Source organism: Thermosinus carboxydivorans Nor1, assembly GCF_000169155.1.
GTDB lineage: Bacteria > Bacillota > Negativicutes > Sporomusales > Thermosinaceae > Thermosinus > Thermosinus carboxydivorans.
The window spans coordinates 26,944-43,109 of the sequence record NZ_AAWL01000003.1 but is presented as its reverse complement, the minus strand read 5'-3'; the positions used below and the strand labels follow the sequence as shown (position 1 = coordinate 43,109).

Genomic DNA, 16,166 nt, shown 5'->3' with positions numbered 1-16,166 from the left:
ATAAGCCTGGAACAAGTAGCTGTCAATGCATCCCCTCACCCCATGTCCCTAAAACTGCCATAACCTTCACCGATTGCACCCTTCAGCGAGTCGGGGGCGGCTTCTTTAGCGCCCATTTCAATTAGGTTCTGCATGAAGTAATGCCCGACCATCTCGTGAATAAGCGTTGCCGGGTCATGGTTCTCAAAGAGCGTGATTATTGCCCGGCCTTCAGCGTCCCAGCTTATCATGCCTCGTGGCTCGGCATTTTCGTTCTGGAACAATTCGCCCGGTTTTGGTATACTATTATCAATAGAGGATTCTGCTCCCGCGCCGGTACGAGTAAGTGAAGGATCGGCGCGTGTAGTCCCGGTCGAATCGTTACCTTCACCGGGTACGCCAGAATCCTCTTTATCATTTTTCCATCCCGTCAGCAGCCATGTTTGAATGCGACCATCCTTATATAAAGACAGAACAGCCGTATGTCCATCGTGATAAACATTGACTCTTTCCCATTCTGGAGGGCCGTACGGTTCGCTGATTTTCCCCTTTGCAATAACCTCAACGAGGTTCCGGGCTATTTCTTCTCCGTTCTTACCTTCCGAATTCCGCATGGCGATAATATGAGAAACACCGCTGCCGCCCTTAAACTTCTATCCTCTGCCTGGCGTTCCCCAGTAAAATGAGATTCCTCCAAGCTCCGGTCGGTACATGGCGTTTAATACATCAGTTTTTTCCCGGATAACTTTTTCCATTGCAATCTGGCCGCGTTTGTATTAGCAGCAATACTATCACTGCTATAAGCGTACTCCTTGCCGCCAAAAACAACAATAGCGTCCGACCTAAGGTCAGGCGCTATTTCTTTTCTTTGCTCCGCCCTCAAGTCGGCGCGGTTTTCCGTGTCGCGAGCTTCAATTTCGCCGGCCAACTTTTGATATCGGCGATAACCGACCATCCATTGTATGTTAGGCTAGCACACCTATTTCAATCCATCATGTGTAGGCTAAGAGCCAGTTGCAACCGGCGCATCCGCATTGTTTATGCCACTGGGAAGAAGTTTTCGACGGCGTGTTGGACGGTATGCGCCAAAGGGATCAGGTGCAAAAAGGTGGCGACGAGTTTTTGCGGAAGATCGATCCTGCCAATCGGCGTCGGCTACTTGGTATTGAAGGTGATATTGCATGGTTACATGGTCGGGATTGGCGGCAATATCTTAGGCAATGGAAAGGGCACGAAGATCCACGGCCGCGTTTAACTAAGGATGACTTTAAATTACAACGCCTAGCGGATAATTACTTAGATCCTCAACAGGCAAGAGGCATAAAGGAAAAATTGCTGTCATATTCATTAAATAGCAATCATCCTGTTGGAAAACATAAGGCTATTGTATTTGAGAAAGAATTAGGATATACTGAAAGTAATTGGGAAAAACTTGAAAAAGAGATACTGTCAGGCTTAACTAAGTTTCCAGCAGTATATGCAGGACAAACGCCGGTTAGTAATAACCCCAAATACGTGGTATCAATGAAAGTGCAAGGTGTAAATGGCGCCACATCTACAATCTTGACAGTCTGGGAACAGACAGCCAGTGGTGAAATAAGGATGGTGACAGCCTATGTCGACAAATAAAGTTCCAAAAATGTTTGATGTAGTACGCCTTAAAGACGGGCGCGAAGGCACGATCATTGATATTTCTGAAAGAAATGGCAATAAGGCATTTGTTATTGAATTTGATCCACTTGATCCGAACATTGAAGTTGAGTGGATTGAACCAAATGAAGTTAAAGAAGTTGTCTGGGAATTTAAAGAATAATTATCATTACCGCCTTTAAGGGCGGTTTTTTCATGCCCAATTTTAGCCAAGGAGGGCAATTGCATGATCCGCGATAAACCCATATATTTACAAGCGCCTGATGGCCCTGGCGGCCGGCTGGCGCTATTTTTATGTCTTCAGTATCTAGGGCCTGGCGCCCATTAGGCGGGGAATGCGGGTGCAACGGTCCGCGGCTGCCGGAGGGGGCAACGTAGCTGCCTGACTTTCAGTCCCCATTAGGCGGGGAATGTGGGTGCAACTACGTTTACCATTTACTAAATCACCATTTAACCAACTTTCAGTCCCCATTAAGCGGGGAATGTGGGTGCAACTCTAAAACTAGTTCACCTTCGTTAGTGTAGGTTTTGATACTTTCAGTCCCCATTAAGCGGGGAATGTGGGTGCAACACCATGAAAAAAACTAATTGCGCCGAAGGCGCGTCGGACCTTTCAGTCCCCATTAAGCGGGGAATGTGGGTGCAACGTCTGGGAAACGCCGCTTCAAAAGATTGCGGACAGCCTCACCTTTCAGTCCCCATTAAGCGGGGAATGTGGGTGCAACACTGATAGATAACCTGAAGAAGTAGAAACGTCAACTACCTTTCAGTCCCCATTAAGCGGGGAATGTGGGTGCAACCCCTCACACGCTTTAACCAAATCATCAAAAACAATCTTTCAGTCCCCATTAAGCGGGGAATGTGGGTGCAACAAAGACATAACGTTTGACCGGCTCAAAAAGTGCGTTGCTTTCAGTCCCCATTAAGCGGGGAATGTGGGTGCAACTTATATCCGATACAAGTTTAATGGCCTGACTCATATATCTTTCAGTCCCCATTAAGCGGGGAATGTGGGTGCAACCGAGGATGGCAGATGGGGATAGGGGGTTCAATCTCTGAGCTTTCAGTCCCCATTAAGCGGGGAATGTGGGTGCAACTCATAAACGACTGGGAACAAAATATTGCCGTAATAAAGCCGCTTTCAGTCCCCATTAAGCGGGGAATGTGGGTGCAACAACGGCATCATTTACCTTTCCCAACAAGCGATCAATTACCTTTCAGTCCCCATTAAGCGGGGAATGTGGGTGCAACATTTACATTACAAGCTACTTTTAATCCAGGCATTGCTACCTTTCAGTCCCCATTAAGCGGGGAATGTGGGTGCAACGTCCAGATCGTACTTGGCCGGAAAGGGACAATAAAAGCCTTTCAGTCCCCATTAAGCGGGGAATGTGGGTGCAACCGACTACGTTGACGGTCCTAAAACCCGCGTATTTTCTGGGTTAGCAAGCATTACATGATTTACTTCACTACTCCAAAAACCCGCAAAAGCATTTTCTGCACGAAAACCACCGGTATTTGCGAAAGTCACTTTACTGATGACAAAATTCGTACCCGGGACAATATTCATAACAACCCTCCGCAATACCAGGATCAATTTCCTCACAGATCATCCTCATTTTATTATCGCGAGACTCAATAAACCATTGCCGCAATTCATCGTCGATCAAATGCATATCCTTGGTTACGATGAGGCGACCGTTGCGGAACTCGCCGTATACAATACAGCCCAAATTAACCGGAACCTCATACAGTGCTTCCATCGCTAAGGCATAGCCAGTAGTGGATAGGCGGTGATATTTTTGTGGCGTACCAAACTTGAGGTCGATAATCATCGGTTCGGACAAAATTAGCGCATCGGCGCTCAGATATTGACTAAGCCCGAGAAACCGCCCATCCAGTTTATTCTCGCACACCAGCGGAATCGCTAAATGAGCCAGCGAATCGGCGCCAATATAAGGTTGTTGCGTTAATATTTCGCCAATTCTTGCCGCAATCCTGCTTTGCTCATAATCGCGCAGAAAGTTTCCTTTTGTCTTAATATCCTGACTCTGTTCGGCCGAAAGCAAATTCAAATCGTCAGGCCATTTGATTGCAATTGGCTGCCGCAGCGCAGCCATTAGCTTCTCCGGTGCATATGTGCCATGATAATAAATCTGTTTTTTTGCATTCTCCATTACATCTACTATTATTTGATGAAAGACCCGGCCTGATATCATGAAAAAGTTGGGCTTCAGCTTATTTTTCAGAACACGGCGCAAATATAAATCACGGCTGGTAGGGCAATAGCCACTACTGACTTCATAGACGGCTAATCGTTCTTCATAGACAGGCTCAAGTGGCGCCTGGTGCCAATTCCAGCCGCGCAGTTCTTCATCGATGTCCAAGCGGCGTGCCTTAGGCAGCATTTTTTTGAGAAACATTTTCCGTTCATCATCAGTTAAAAAATACATTTACCTTCTTCTCCTTTTTCAGGTCATCTACATCGCCGCAGAAACGTTTGTACTCGCAGTCCCGGCATTTAACCACATGGCGCGTTTTGTCCGGCATGCGCTCAGTCGCGATAATATCGCGGATTTTCCCAAGTATTCCATACACAAAAGCGCGAGCATTGGGAGTAATTTCTACCGGAATAATCTCTTTTTTCGGCACGAGGTATAAAAGCCCGTAGCGTACGGTGCAGTCATAATGATCCTCGTGGAGCATCGCATAACTGATAAGCTGATACTTATGATTAAGCGAAGCGCTCCGTTCGGTGAACTTGAATTCCACCGGAAAATATCCTCTGACGGTCGCAATATGCATGTCCAGTTTCCCTTGAAGCCCAAGACGGGCCGATGCAAGCTGCATATGAAAGATCCGCTGGCCTTCCTCTAAGTTGTACCGTTTCAGCGTGCGGCGCTTTTCCAATTTATCGAGAATAAGGTGATCCTCTTTGCCAGCTTCCATTTTATAAGTAGTTTTTTTCTTGACCGGACATACATATAAAAAATAGATGATGCGCGGACAGTAAATATATTGTTTAATATCGGAAACTGTTAGGTTATGCATCTTCCTCACCCGGTTCATCGTAAGTGTTTAGCGATTTCACAAGCCGGAAATCTTTGTCACAGACCGGAACAATAACGAGTCGTGCCGCTTTACGGCCGATGAGTTTCTTGAATTTTAAAAAAATCTCTTCCCGCCGGTTATGATTGAGTTCGCCGAAAAACATACTGTACTGGGCATGTCTTAAGCCGTAATCTTTGCAGGTTTCAAAAATTTTCGTCCGCAGTTTATCATCCTCAATATCATATATAACAAAGTGATTCATACTACCACCCGCAGATAAATGGTTTGTACTTAGCCTCACCGCGCAGGAAAGTAGCAATCCTTCTAGCCTGCGCCTGGATGATAGTTTTTAGTGACTGTTTGCGGCCTTGAAACCGTTCACTCGCCTCCAGCCGTTCAATGATTTTAGCGGCGAGGCTCTTGCGCGTAGCCAAATCAAGCAATCCGTCTTCTATTTTTATGTCCATACCCTTATTAACGGCGGCAATGACCGCGCGATCCACCACCGGTTGCCGAAATTCCTCGATAAAGTCATAGACCAAACTCTTTTTGCCCGGGCGGTCAACATGCAAAAAACCGCCGAAGGGGTCAAGCCCGGCCATTACAAGTGCCCGTTCTACCTGATTAGCTAAAATGGCATAGCCATAATTGAGCAGTGAATTAACCGGATCCTGCGCGCCCCGATGTTCCCGTCCGGGAAACTGAACATTCCCGGAGAATAACAGTTTAACACACTCCCAATACAAGTTACTTATACGTCCTTCCAGTGCCATAATACTACCCCGCACCTCGTCAATGCAGGTTCCCTTTATTTGCGGAAGCGTGCCGGCCAACATCGCCATCTCGTCCACCAAACTGCATACGGCCTTATATTCCGCGGGGTTAGCCGTTTTCCGGTACTTGGCAAAGTATTTCACGGTATTGATCTGGTTGCCAATCTTGCCTTTGACAAAGCACTTTGCCATCTCAATTCCTCGCTCATCCCGGTAAGCGAACAATTGCTCACGCCGGGTCAGGACTGTACCGTTAAGCGTGGGTTGGTACAACAGGGCATATGAATCTCCGCCCGGAGTCATGAAACTGATGGTTATCCCATGTTCGGAACATTCTTTAATAGCGTCACTGGAAATGGTAACGCCGAGGCTGTCGATGGTGATGTGTTCAAGGTCATGAAAAGGATACTCGCCTACCACTTTTCCGTTTTCTTTTACCATTAGCCGTTCACTTTTCTTGCCGATAAACGCCCCATAATTTGAGATAAATAGATGCATTAAATACCACCATCCGAAGATTGGAAAAACTGGCTTATTCGTTTCTAAATGCCTTTTTCCTTATTCTTCCTCATAAAATGGAAAATTATTACACGATATTTATTTTTATAATAAAAAAAGCGACCATCGCTGGTCGCTTTTTCGAGGTTACTCCCGAAAGATGTCATTTAGCCTGTTTCGTATGGGCGGGTAAAGACATTCTCTCACCCCTAATCAGGTTCCGCATCTAAGGTTAAACCCAAGTCAGCGGTATAATCACTTTGAACAATAGAAACTTTTAAAGTATTATCATAGTAAACTTTGCCTAAAGTTTGTAACCGCCGTAATTGACCAATTGATATTGGTACTAATAGCTGGGCAACCTCTAGATAATTACTGCATGAATAGGCCTCCGAAACCAAGCTTTCCGGCAAGACCTCAACTCCATTAAATAATCTATCCCATTGCGCTTGTAGTTCCTTAAGCGTATCGGCACTTTGCAGGCCATAGGGAAGCAATTGTTGCGCAAAAGACTGGTCAAACTCGTAAACAGCACGATCTAATTCATCTGCCAGCTTACGCTTTAAAGTTTCGGGGTAGGAGCTATCCAGAAGACTTTGAGTCATGCTTTCATCCCATATTCTGCAGTGGCTGCTACCTAGAAAATCGTTTATTACTTGAAGCACTTGAGAAAGATGTTCAGCATCGTATGGCTTCGCCCAATCATCAGTTACGTTGCCTTCCGGCGGGCTAAAAATATACACGTCAGCAGGATGCACCTGTTTTCCGTGGCGATTTACACGCCCCATCCGTTGTAATAGCGCTTCCAAAGGTGCTGGTTCAAAAAAACCAATATCATAATCAATGTCAAGTGAAACTTCTACAACCTGGGTCGCTACCAAGACATGCCCAGGTTTAGGAGCTAACTGTTTTTCTTTTCTGCTTCGGTCGCGGGCATTAAAACGGCTGTGTAGCAGTACTACATCGCTAATTTCTTTTCGTAGCATATTGGCTAGCCTTATAGCACGGTCAACCCGATTGACCACGGCCAGAACGGATTTATTTTTAGCAGCGGCCTTAATATGCTGAACAGTTTCCGGAGAAAGAGAAGCAAACGGCAGTCGCGATATTCTATGGCGCTTGACCTGTTTAAGCCAATCTACCGCAGGTTTTACAGGCGCCCTTATACTTGGAAACATCTTTTGTATCGATTGCAACAAGTGACTAGGCAAGGTTGCGCTCATAAACAAAACCCTAGCATTGAACCGCTCACATAGAAATTGGGCAGCAACCAGTAACATCGCAGTTATTTTGGGGTCGTAAGCATGTATCTCATCGAACACTAACTGAGCGCTAAGTGCCGAACAGATAATGGTTTCATATCCTTTTTGCGCGAAAAAACTTTTAATAAGCTGATAAGGGCTGCAGACCCGTAAAAAAGCTACGTTGAGCCTGTTAAGAGCCTCTTGTTGCTTAGCTGTTACCAAGGCATTAGCGGGACTGTATTCCTGGTCTAATAGTTTTTCGTATAGGTAGATTAAGCTTTTTCCATGAATAATAGCAACGGCATCTTTACCAAAAACCATCCCTAACCTCGCGGCCATGGCCTGCATACTCGCCCGATAAGGCAAGAGAAAGAATACTCTCCCGCAAGTCTTGTTCTTATCCCTCTGCAACGCGGCCCATAATAAAGCGCTCTCCGTTTTGCCCGTTCCTGTCGGCGCAATCAAGATCGCATTGCCTTCGGTTTTCGCAAGCAAACGTTGGTGCTCCCATAGATTATCCAGCTTTATGTTTAACGCTGTCAAAACTTCTTCTACATTACTAAAACCGGTTTGTAAGTCAACCTTCGCCGCACTGGCTAGGTGATCAGCCGCGATCATTAGCCCGCGAAGCAAAAAACCGATGTATGCTTTTGGCCAATCAATTGCAGCATGTCGATGTCCCCGATTTTGCTTTTTTAGTTGTAATACAATTGTTTCGGCATCCTGAAAAGATTGGTAGATTGCGGTACGCAGATCAATTGCCGATGTTGGCTTATAGTCATAAGGCTTAATCGTCAGACCGGTCACATTCTTAATTATATTTGCACTATCAGCCAGCAGCCGTTTTAAGCCACCTATTTTATCCTGGGATAAATCGGCCGTTAGCTCCGCTAATGGGGCAATCGCGTCAACCGGTACATACCGGTTATAATAAGCTACTGTTGACCCTTCACCTACCGTAAGTGTACGCCAACCTTTATGATGTAAGACGATTGCGGCCGCCAGATACCCCCGCTCAAATGGCGGTATGTCAAGATACTGTAAAAAGGCCAGACTGAGCACTTCGTGCCGCAGGCCAAAACGGCAATACCCCCGCAACTGCTGTTGAAAGCGGGGATGAATTTTGCCGAAATCGTGTAATAATGCGGCATAAAGCAGAACACGAGGCAAGTCGATGTGTTTTACAGACCGCAATTCTTCTTCATATAAACGAATGTAGTCTCCCATCTGAGCCAAAACAGCAAAAATATGATCCACCAAGGAAGCCGCTGTTTCGTCAGGACCCGGCGGCGATTTAGCCCAAATATCCCCCAGGGATTGTTTAAGCCCCTTATCCAGCAACTTGTTAGCTACCTCCCCCAGGAATGAAACCAAACGCCCCGTGGCAATTCACGCCCTAAAAAAGTTCTCGTATCACTTTCGTCTACCAGCAGGTTGGCAAAGGGTTCTATGCTAAATACATCTTCTTCTACTCCCTCACCAAATATTCGCAGCGGCCGGTCATCAATCTCCAGATATCGTTCAAATACCGGTTCTCGCAATTTATGATAATTGATCCATTTTGGCATGTAAACCGGTCTGCCAACTGATACCCATTGCCGCAACGTCCACGGCAGTAAGGTATTGGCAAAAAACGCCCCAGAAGCTTGTTTAAGTCGAGCCCATGTAATGCTATGAACAGTAGCCAAATCTTGGCTTCTTCCCAATATATAAGCAAAAGCGGGCGATTTAAAAGCCTGTTCCAACCGTTGTAATATTTTATCGTCACCTTTTAAGTATAGCGTCATCCGTGGTCGGAACAAAAATTGCCTACGCTGGGGATTTAAGCTTCCTTTCATATTTTTGGGCAACCCACCCAGCGTCTTTTCACTTCGTCCTGAACCAAACTCAATCATATGGCCTAGTTCTACATCTTCGCCAATACCACCATGTGTAAAAACATAAGAAAACTCAAGGTCCCCAGGATTAAACCATTCTCCCCAAACCCCGCAAAGATGACCATAGATGGTAGCAGGAGGCGGCATCTCAAAAGTAGGTAACCGGCCGATCATGACATGGGGATAGCGAAACGAGGCTGTCATAGCACTCATTTCAATCTTTAACACGTCAACTATGCCAGCCATACTGAACTTTCCCGTTTTAATTCGGCAATAAAAGCCTCAATCGCTTCCCGTGGATGCCCTAGGAATGTTACCCGATCACCATAGATAGCCTTATTTGTCGCAATCTCCTGGAGAGCCTGCTCTAGTTCCTCCCGTTGTTCATCCAGGTATCCTTGCGGTAATCCCACGTAAATACCGCTAAGCAGCTCCTCTTTGTAGACTCGGGCAATTTCTTTAAGTGCCTCGGTCTTGATTATTACTTGTCCCTTATTATTTGCACCGATAAATGTCGAAAATAGGTGGTTGCCTCCCTTGGCCACGGCCATCACACAGAGACGAGGTGTAACATCAGTATAATGCAATGCCAATTTTGCTCCGCCGGTAATCCGGCTTAAACCTTTCAGCAACATTTCTACCCGGTGAAGCCGCTCATTAATCGGTAGTTGATAGGCCTTGCCATTATCATAAGCTTCCAGCCCTCTTTCTTTTGCGAGACTGACGCGCACTTCATCCAAGTGTTTATAGCCCGTACGCTGGATATGGTAAAACCGCCCTATCATAGCTAAATCCAACGAAAATAAACCTTGTAAGGTCGTGCGATAAAACTCATGATAAAATGGCACCGGATACCCCTCGTGCCGCGACATTACTCCATAATCATTGGTAATTTCTTTTAGCGGTGCTACTGATACTAACGTACTCACTTTAAGAGGAGACTGTCGCGTTAAAGTGACGCCCGACTCAACCGCTGTTGCGTTTGCCAAAAGATTACTTTCCTCTCGCTGTTTCTGAGCATCTCTCTTAGTTGACGGAGCGCGCATATAACCAAACAAGTCGTCTTCCGCGTATATGATTGGATTGGCATCAGTATAGGCTATATCGCTTTCGCGGTAAATAGGCGATGCTGTCCAACCCGGTATGTCTTTCAGACTTTCCCGCCACCAGTAACGGAAAGCTTGGGCTGAAACATATGGATAAATCCCGTCCTTACTTTTAATAGCTTTAACAGCAATAGCGTTATCGGTGTTCATGCCATCTTTTTTGCCGGCGTTGTTCAACGCGGAAGCCGGACAATCAATTAGTAATAATCCGGATAAGTATGCCATATCCTTTCTACCTCCCATCACTTTCGCTATCACTCATTTTTTCAAGCAAATCCTGTTTCTCTTTAACTACTCGCTCAAACATCCGTATCAACATTAACGACCTTATAAGATATGCGTCTTTAATATTGGCGTCATCTTCAGAGGCCATGTCAAACATGAGTAAAATGCTATCATACGAAATTGGTTTACCAAACCGGGATAACTCCTTTTGCACTCTGACTAAATATCGCAAAAACTCTTGAGGTAACATTTCCCGGTTATAAAGGTCGTTCAACCACCGAACATCGTTATTGCCTAAGACCAAAACTTCAATTATTCGGTCACTAATATCCCTAATGATATCCAACCGCTGCTTCTCCATGCCACCCACCCTTTGCAAGAACATTTCACATAGTTGAAAATTGTTTAGATGTAAATTTTCTTGCTCTGTATTAAGATAAAATCTTGTCACTATGTTGCGTACTTCTTTCTTCCAATCGCGTTCTTTAAACGCACGCCCTAACGCCTCATAATAAAAGTTACGCCGCGAAACAATATGTTCACCGCTTTGGTTTCCTTGTTTAGCCTTTTGTTTTTTGCCACCACCTTTTTCCTTTTCCGCTTCCCAGGACTTTTTTTCAATCTGACTATGAACTAAACGTACTGCTTCAGGAGCAAATTTTAGGTCACGCCAAAACTCCAGCAATTCTTTTGGGATATGGTATTGCTCAAAATCAGGTTCTGACCCGTAATTAGTGACGTGATACCCAATGCAATCTGCTAAAGGTTTATCTTCACCCATCAGATCATATTCTTCCAACACTCTGCGAGCATCTTCCATCAGACGTGTGTAGGGCCATTTAAAATTAATGACCTTATCTTCCGTAACTGCTAAACTTTGCCTAAACTCACCAAAAGTATTACTAACCAAAGCAAACGTCAACTCAGGTTCGACTGTCCACCAAAATAGCGGACGCCCGTCTACTTTCTTAGTTCCTAGAGGATAGAACTGTACGGCCATCAAGCAGTACCCGCATACCGGCAAACCGGCTACGCCGCCAGGTGCCGTAACCAAAACAGTAGCTCCTGTGAGCAACGGTATATGTTGACGATCGGCCAGAAGCTGCGCCTTGTTGCTGCAAAATGCACAAGACCGCTCTGGCTCCAGCGGTGGAGCATCATAGGAGAAAAGCACTTTTTTGATATATTCTTCCTTTTTAGCCTCTTTGATTGTCGGATTACACCAGCCGGAATTAGGAAAATGAACAGTTAAGTATCCTCTCAAATCCTTACGCTCATAGATGCGGATCAGCCAATCAGCCGCAAATTTTAAATCTTTTCTAGTAAACGCATGACATTCCTTGGGCCTTAAGAGACTTTCCATAACCGCTATGCCCACATCGACAAATGGATGCCCGGTATATCTTAGCATATTGATCCCTCCTCTCTTCTTTCGCTTTTCACCTCATATTTGCCCAGCCCAAACACGCACCCTTTACCGACATGGATTACTTCCCCGAGCTTCAGCAGCGGCCAAAACGGAGCAATGTCGCCTGCATAAACGATTTCCCCGACCAAGCCGCCCATGTTCATTTTTGTTTCCTGCCGGTGCGAATAACGCTCCCAGTCGACCAGCCGCAGGCTGGCATGGGCGGTGTCCACCGTCTCCGCTTCGGCAATAAGCCGCCGGTAATCGACATCTTCTTGCCGATAGCCGTGGAAGAAATAATAGAGCGTACTAATGCGGCGAAGCAAGTTGCGAATAAGCACATGAAAAGGTACCGTCGTAACGAGATTGTGCTCATATTTTAGCCGGGTCATGGTTACAAAGTTTATCACGAGTTTATCAGCCGCAAAGGTCTCTCCCGCCGTTAACTCCCCCAGCGTGACGCCCGCATTACCCGGCGTCACCATGTTGGTCGCCCGGTTATAAACAGGAACAACCCGGCCATCGGCCATCACTGCCCGAAAGTCCGCCAAAACAAACGGCAAACGCCCTTTTCCCAGCCCAATATTGCCTAACTCCTTAAAAGTTAGAACAAAATAGGGTAAATACTGGATAGCTTGTCCAATTAAAACAAGGCCAAACCTGAGCTGTTCCCCCGGCGCGTAAAGCGTTTTGGTCTCTAACGGCGGTTCAATGACAAAAGGCCGGGGAATATCGGAAAGGTTTTTCAGCACAGCACTGCCGGCCGGTGGCGACGGCTCAAAAATTTGCCCATAAGCACAGGCTTGTGCCAACATACACTGCAAGCAACCTGTTTCTGTCTGACTGCAACAAATGCGGCGAAAAACATGGCCAAAGCCGCCGCGCAGGGTAGAGCCTTTATACGGCGGCAGCAGCAAGCCCTTCGGCCCGGCTTCCAGCACCACCTCGTAGCGCGCAACGTGAAAATCAGTAAACAATTATTAGCCCCCTTTACAACGAGGAAAATATCTAAATATTACTAATTTATACCATTCCATATTTTGTCATAATTTCCTGCAAAATTATTCCAAATTTCCCTACTTCAGCCCAATTAATATCCATCCCTTACTTCACTACGCTTCACCACACCATTTTCCCCATTGAGTCGACACCCCATGGCACTTTTTACAATATTTCCCGGGAAATGTCGTTCACTGTTTCAATTTCGGCCGGCAGCCGCGTCATTTCTACATGATCTTCGCCGCAAAAAGGTGCTGGTCATCTGCCGCAGCGGCAACCGCAGCAGCCAGGCCACCAAACTACTACGAAACAACGGCTTCACCAATGTATACAACGTCCTCGGCGGCATGAACCACTGGCCGGGGCCGGTAGAAAAGTGACGATGATATAAAAAGAGCAGCCTGCCTCGCGCAAAAGCTGCTCTTTTCTTTACAATTGTTTATTTATACGTTTTCGTTAAAAAAAGTTTCTCTCTGTATTTTAGCCCATTCCTTACTTTTATTTATAATTTCAACGCAGTCCATTTCCCGAGAACGTTTGCTTAAATAGTCCCAATCTATATGCTCGAAATTTCCTACCATCAAATAGTTGAGCCACTCTTCCGGATCATTCCAATATTTTACTGCACAAGCTCTATCTATTAGAATATCTTCGATGCCTATAACATTAACATTTGTCCCATCTGGCAACGTCACATTCTGAACTCGATTCCAATCACCACCAAGCGGGCCCTTGGGAAATTCAACGACTATGTTGGGATTTTCAGGTAAATACCATGTTCCACCTTCGTTTTTGAAGCCCAAGCCAGTCATAACCTCTTTTATATCATCAGGTCTTGTAGCAATAAAATCAATATCCCGAGTTAAATAGTTTGCGGCTGTATAAAATTCTACCGCCGATCCGCCGACCAAGACCACTTTGGTACCTTTTTTTTCAAGTTCGGTTGCTATTAAAGCCGCCACTGTCATTTGCCGTTCCAACGGATCTTTAATATTGGCGGCTCTAATTATTCTTTCTCTGGTTTCCACGACATTTTATATCCTCCTGGTACTTTTACGATATACCCCGTTTCTTCCGCTTTTTTCAATGAATAATATACCGCCCGGGCCAATGCCCTGGCTTCTTCCGGAGTTCGGGAGCTGATGGGGCGATACTTCCGCGCCGGGCGAGTTGCGCGTGGAAGTTTGACATATAAATTTTTGGTGCGATTAAGAGCAGCATTTAAGTCTATACTGTCACTCATAATTTCACGTCCTTGCTCGTTAATCTCTTCTTAATAATATTTTACAACATTTTATAAACTTTATGGGATCAAGTCCTAATTTATATGTAAAAAGCCCTCAGCTCGTTGAATGTTGTTGGCGCTTCATTCTAACTGAGGATTTTAAATTGGCTCTTTTTTTAATAATTCCTTTTTACACAATTATACGGACTCTACTCTATTTTGCCTATTATATTATTTGTAACTATTTTCACAATTAACGATACTATGATAAAATAACCTTAGTTGTACGAATGATGCGCCATTTCTGCGGATACGCCACTGCTAGGCTACGCCGGCCACGCCTGTTGATACAGGAAGTCGCGCCGACACTGGAAACCGACCATCGCTTTCCTCAAAAAAGCAGACGGCGCCATTGTGCCGATGTTCAATGCGGACCGTAATGTAGCACGGGTTAAGGAGTTCAATAACAGCCATTATACTCAAGCGTTTGTAATTGCCGCTGTTTTAAGCATTGCCGGCATTGGGCTGACGCTCATCGCCCAGCACCGGAAAAACGCAGCGCTACAACAGCTGGCTCATACTAACAATACGAAAGGAGAGGGAATATGAACAAGGTTATGGATTTGGACAAAGTCATGGAAAAGGTTCATGATGGCGCTACCATTATGATCGGCGGTTTTCTGGGAGTGGGTGCGCCGCTGAAGTGTATTGAAAAACTGGTTGAACGACAAGTCAAGGACCTTACCTTAATTGCCGTCGTCAACTCCTACCCCGGCGGCGGGTTCGATTTGGCCCCGCTGTTTAAGAACAAACAAGTAAAAAAATTTATTACCGCCCATACGGGCACATGCCCGGAAGCTCTCGAAATCTACAAAAGCGGCGAATTAGAGGTAGAGTTCTATCCAATGGGCACATGGATCGAGAAAATCCGGGCCGGCGGCGCAGGCTTAGGCGGCGTGCTGACCCCGATCGGCGTTGGGACGCTGGTGGAAGAAGGCAAGCAGAAACTGACAATTAACGGTAAAGAATACCTGTTGGAACTGCCTCTCCGGGCAGACTTCGCCTTCATCAAAGGCTACCGCGCTGACCGGCTGGGCAACGTCCAGTACCGTGGCGTGTCGATTAACTCCAACCCCATTCTCGCCATGGCCGCCGACTATACAGTGGCGGAAGTTAACGAAATTGTCGAAGTGGGAGATATTGAACCAGAGCGGGTAGGCACACCCGGCATCTTTGTCAAAGCGGTCGTGCAGGGATACACCTTTGCCGAGCATCAGGAAATTTTTAAGGACTTGTGGGTGCGGACGGGCCGCTTAAGCTGATTTTTTCGGCCAAATTTTTATGCAAGGAGGTTCATGCACGATGGATTTTAGAGAAATGATTGCGCGCAGAGCAGCATTGGAACTAAGCGACGGAGAAGTGGTAAACCTAGGGTTTGGCATTCCGACAGCGGTAGCAAATTATATCCCAGCCGGCATCAACGTAATTTTGCAGTCGGAAAACGGCTGTCTAATGTTTGGCCCCACTCCCAAACTGGGCGAGCAAGACGCCGACATCGCCAACGCTGGCGGGCAACCAATCACGCTCATGCCCGGAGCGTCGATTTTTGATCTGGCTACCTCGTTCTGCATTATTCGTGGCGGTCATGTTGATACGACTATCCTAGGCGCCCTGGAGGTGGACCAGGAGGGGAATATCGCCAACTGGGCTATGCCCATCGCGCCGGGCAAATATTCGCCGGGGATGGGCGGCGCCATGGACCTTGTCGGGGGAGCGCGCAAAGTCGTTGCCACTTTGCAGCACACTGACAAGAAGGGCAATTCCAAAGTGATGAAAAAATGCAGTCTGCCCCTTACCGGCAAGGGCGTAGTAGACGTTATCATTACTGACAAGGCGGTGTTTAACGTAACACCCCAGGGATTGGTGCTAAAGGAAATTGTGCCCGGTCTGACGGTACAGGACATTAAAAACATTACGACAGCAGAATTCACCGTAGCCGATGATCTTTGTGAATACCGGCTGCATCCGTAAAAAATCTCGGCCCGGGTTGCCGGCTTGCCGGTAGGCCTCCCCGGATAAGAGCACTGACCTTCGCCCCGCGCCTATCCCATTTACTCTACCGTGTCAGTGC

Annotated in this window: 17 protein-coding genes and 1 CRISPR repeat array; of the genes, 6 read left to right on the top strand and 11 right to left on the bottom strand. The window is 46.3% G+C overall.

Annotated elements, in window-relative coordinates:
- Positions 1-35: 35 nt before the first annotated feature.
- The gene (locus TCARDRAFT_RS03130) at positions 36-593 is read right to left on the bottom strand and encodes a hypothetical protein (protein WP_007288553.1); all 558 of its coding nucleotides are present in this window, start codon (positions 591-593) and stop codon (positions 36-38) included.
- Between the two features lie 454 nt (positions 594-1,047).
- On the opposite strand from TCARDRAFT_RS03130, the gene TCARDRAFT_RS03120 reads away from it, so the two are divergent.
- Both TCARDRAFT_RS03120 and TCARDRAFT_RS03115 read left to right on the top strand, forming a co-directional pair.
- A complete protein-coding gene (locus TCARDRAFT_RS03120; protein ID WP_040682991.1) occupies positions 1,048-1,608 on the top strand; it encodes a DUF6883 domain-containing protein in 561 nt (186 codons plus the stop codon).
- On the top strand, positions 1,595-1,792 hold the full coding sequence (locus tag TCARDRAFT_RS03115; protein ID WP_007288552.1) for a hypothetical protein: 198 nt from the start codon (positions 1,595-1,597) through the stop codon (positions 1,790-1,792). Before TCARDRAFT_RS03120 ends, TCARDRAFT_RS03115 begins: the two co-directional genes overlap by 14 nt.
- 223 nt (positions 1,793-2,015) lie before the next feature.
- Positions 2,016-3,031: direct repeats of the CRISPR family, unit length 37 nt; unit sequence CTTTCAGTCCCCATTAAGCGGGGAATGTGGGTGCAAC.
- 130 nt (positions 3,032-3,161) lie between these two features.
- Here the strand turns inward: TCARDRAFT_RS03115 and cas4a are convergent.
- The 9 genes from cas4a to cas6 form a co-directional block, all read right to left on the bottom strand.
- Positions 3,162-4,082 carry a type I-A CRISPR-associated protein Cas4/Csa1 gene (cas4a, locus tag TCARDRAFT_RS03110; protein ID WP_007288551.1) on the bottom strand — a complete coding sequence of 307 codons (921 nt, stop codon included), beginning with the start codon at positions 4,080-4,082 and terminating at the stop codon, positions 3,162-3,164.
- Entirely contained in the window at positions 4,066-4,680 is a 615-nt protein-coding gene (gene cas4, locus TCARDRAFT_RS03105; RefSeq protein WP_007288550.1) for a CRISPR-associated protein Cas4, read from the bottom strand. The genes cas4a and cas4 overlap by 17 nt, the downstream gene beginning before the upstream one ends.
- The gene (gene cas2, locus TCARDRAFT_RS03100; protein ID WP_007288727.1) at positions 4,673-4,942 is read right to left on the bottom strand and encodes a CRISPR-associated endonuclease Cas2; all 270 of its coding nucleotides are present in this window, start codon (positions 4,940-4,942) and stop codon (positions 4,673-4,675) included. Before cas2 ends, cas4 begins: the two co-directional genes overlap by 8 nt.
- Before the next feature lies 1 nt (position 4,943).
- Complete coding sequence (gene cas1, locus TCARDRAFT_RS03095; RefSeq protein ID WP_007288549.1) at positions 4,944-5,951, bottom strand: CRISPR-associated endonuclease Cas1; 1,008 nt, start codon at positions 5,949-5,951, stop codon at positions 4,944-4,946.
- 209 nt (positions 5,952-6,160) lie between these two features.
- Entirely contained in the window at positions 6,161-8,536 is a 2,376-nt protein-coding gene (locus tag TCARDRAFT_RS03090) for a CRISPR-associated helicase/endonuclease Cas3 (protein ID WP_007288548.1), read from the bottom strand.
- Positions 8,537-8,544: 8 nt separating this feature from the next.
- Positions 8,545-9,318 carry a CRISPR-associated protein Cas5 gene (gene cas5 / locus TCARDRAFT_RS03085; RefSeq protein WP_007288547.1) on the bottom strand — a complete coding sequence of 258 codons (774 nt, stop codon included), beginning with the start codon at positions 9,316-9,318 and terminating at the stop codon, positions 8,545-8,547.
- A complete protein-coding gene (gene cas7i, locus TCARDRAFT_RS03080) occupies positions 9,306-10,403 on the bottom strand; it encodes a type I-B CRISPR-associated protein Cas7/Cst2/DevR (protein ID WP_007288546.1) in 1,098 nt (365 codons plus the stop codon). The genes cas5 and cas7i overlap by 13 nt, the downstream gene beginning before the upstream one ends.
- Positions 10,404-10,410: 7 nt before the next feature.
- Positions 10,411-11,814: a hypothetical protein gene (locus TCARDRAFT_RS03075; RefSeq protein WP_007288545.1), complete on the bottom strand. Its 1,404-nt coding sequence runs from the start codon at positions 11,812-11,814 to the stop codon at positions 10,411-10,413.
- Entirely contained in the window at positions 11,808-12,788 is a 981-nt protein-coding gene (gene cas6, locus TCARDRAFT_RS03070) for a CRISPR system precrRNA processing endoribonuclease RAMP protein Cas6 (RefSeq protein ID WP_007288544.1), read from the bottom strand. The genes TCARDRAFT_RS03075 and cas6 overlap by 7 nt, the downstream gene beginning before the upstream one ends.
- Before the next feature lie 177 nt (positions 12,789-12,965).
- Here cas6 and TCARDRAFT_RS15210 point away from each other — a divergent pair, with 177 nt between their 5' ends.
- Positions 12,966-13,190 carry a rhodanese-like domain-containing protein gene (locus TCARDRAFT_RS15210; RefSeq protein ID WP_050769569.1) on the top strand — a complete coding sequence of 75 codons (225 nt, stop codon included), beginning with the start codon at positions 12,966-12,968 and terminating at the stop codon, positions 13,188-13,190.
- Positions 13,191-13,253: 63 nt separating this feature from the next.
- Here TCARDRAFT_RS15210 and TCARDRAFT_RS03060 read toward each other — a convergent pair whose 3' ends face one another.
- Positions 13,254-13,838 (bottom strand): DUF6036 family nucleotidyltransferase, encoded by a 585-nt coding sequence (locus TCARDRAFT_RS03060; protein ID WP_007288543.1) that lies wholly within the window; start codon positions 13,836-13,838, stop codon positions 13,254-13,256.
- 611 nt (positions 13,839-14,449) lie between these two features.
- Here TCARDRAFT_RS03060 and TCARDRAFT_RS03055 point away from each other — a divergent pair.
- The 3 genes from TCARDRAFT_RS03055 to TCARDRAFT_RS03045 are packed head-to-tail and all read left to right on the top strand — an operon-like array spanning position 14,450 to position 16,066.
- Positions 14,450-14,644 (top strand): hypothetical protein, encoded by a 195-nt coding sequence (locus TCARDRAFT_RS03055; RefSeq protein WP_040682990.1) that lies wholly within the window; start codon positions 14,450-14,452, stop codon positions 14,642-14,644.
- On the top strand, positions 14,641-15,357 hold the full coding sequence (locus TCARDRAFT_RS03050; protein WP_007288542.1) for a CoA transferase subunit A: 717 nt from the start codon (positions 14,641-14,643) through the stop codon (positions 15,355-15,357). Before TCARDRAFT_RS03055 ends, TCARDRAFT_RS03050 begins: the two co-directional genes overlap by 4 nt.
- Positions 15,358-15,397: 40 nt before the next feature.
- Positions 15,398-16,066 (top strand): 3-oxoacid CoA-transferase subunit B, encoded by a 669-nt coding sequence (locus TCARDRAFT_RS03045; RefSeq protein ID WP_007288541.1) that lies wholly within the window; start codon positions 15,398-15,400, stop codon positions 16,064-16,066.
- Positions 16,067-16,166 lie beyond the last annotated feature (100 nt).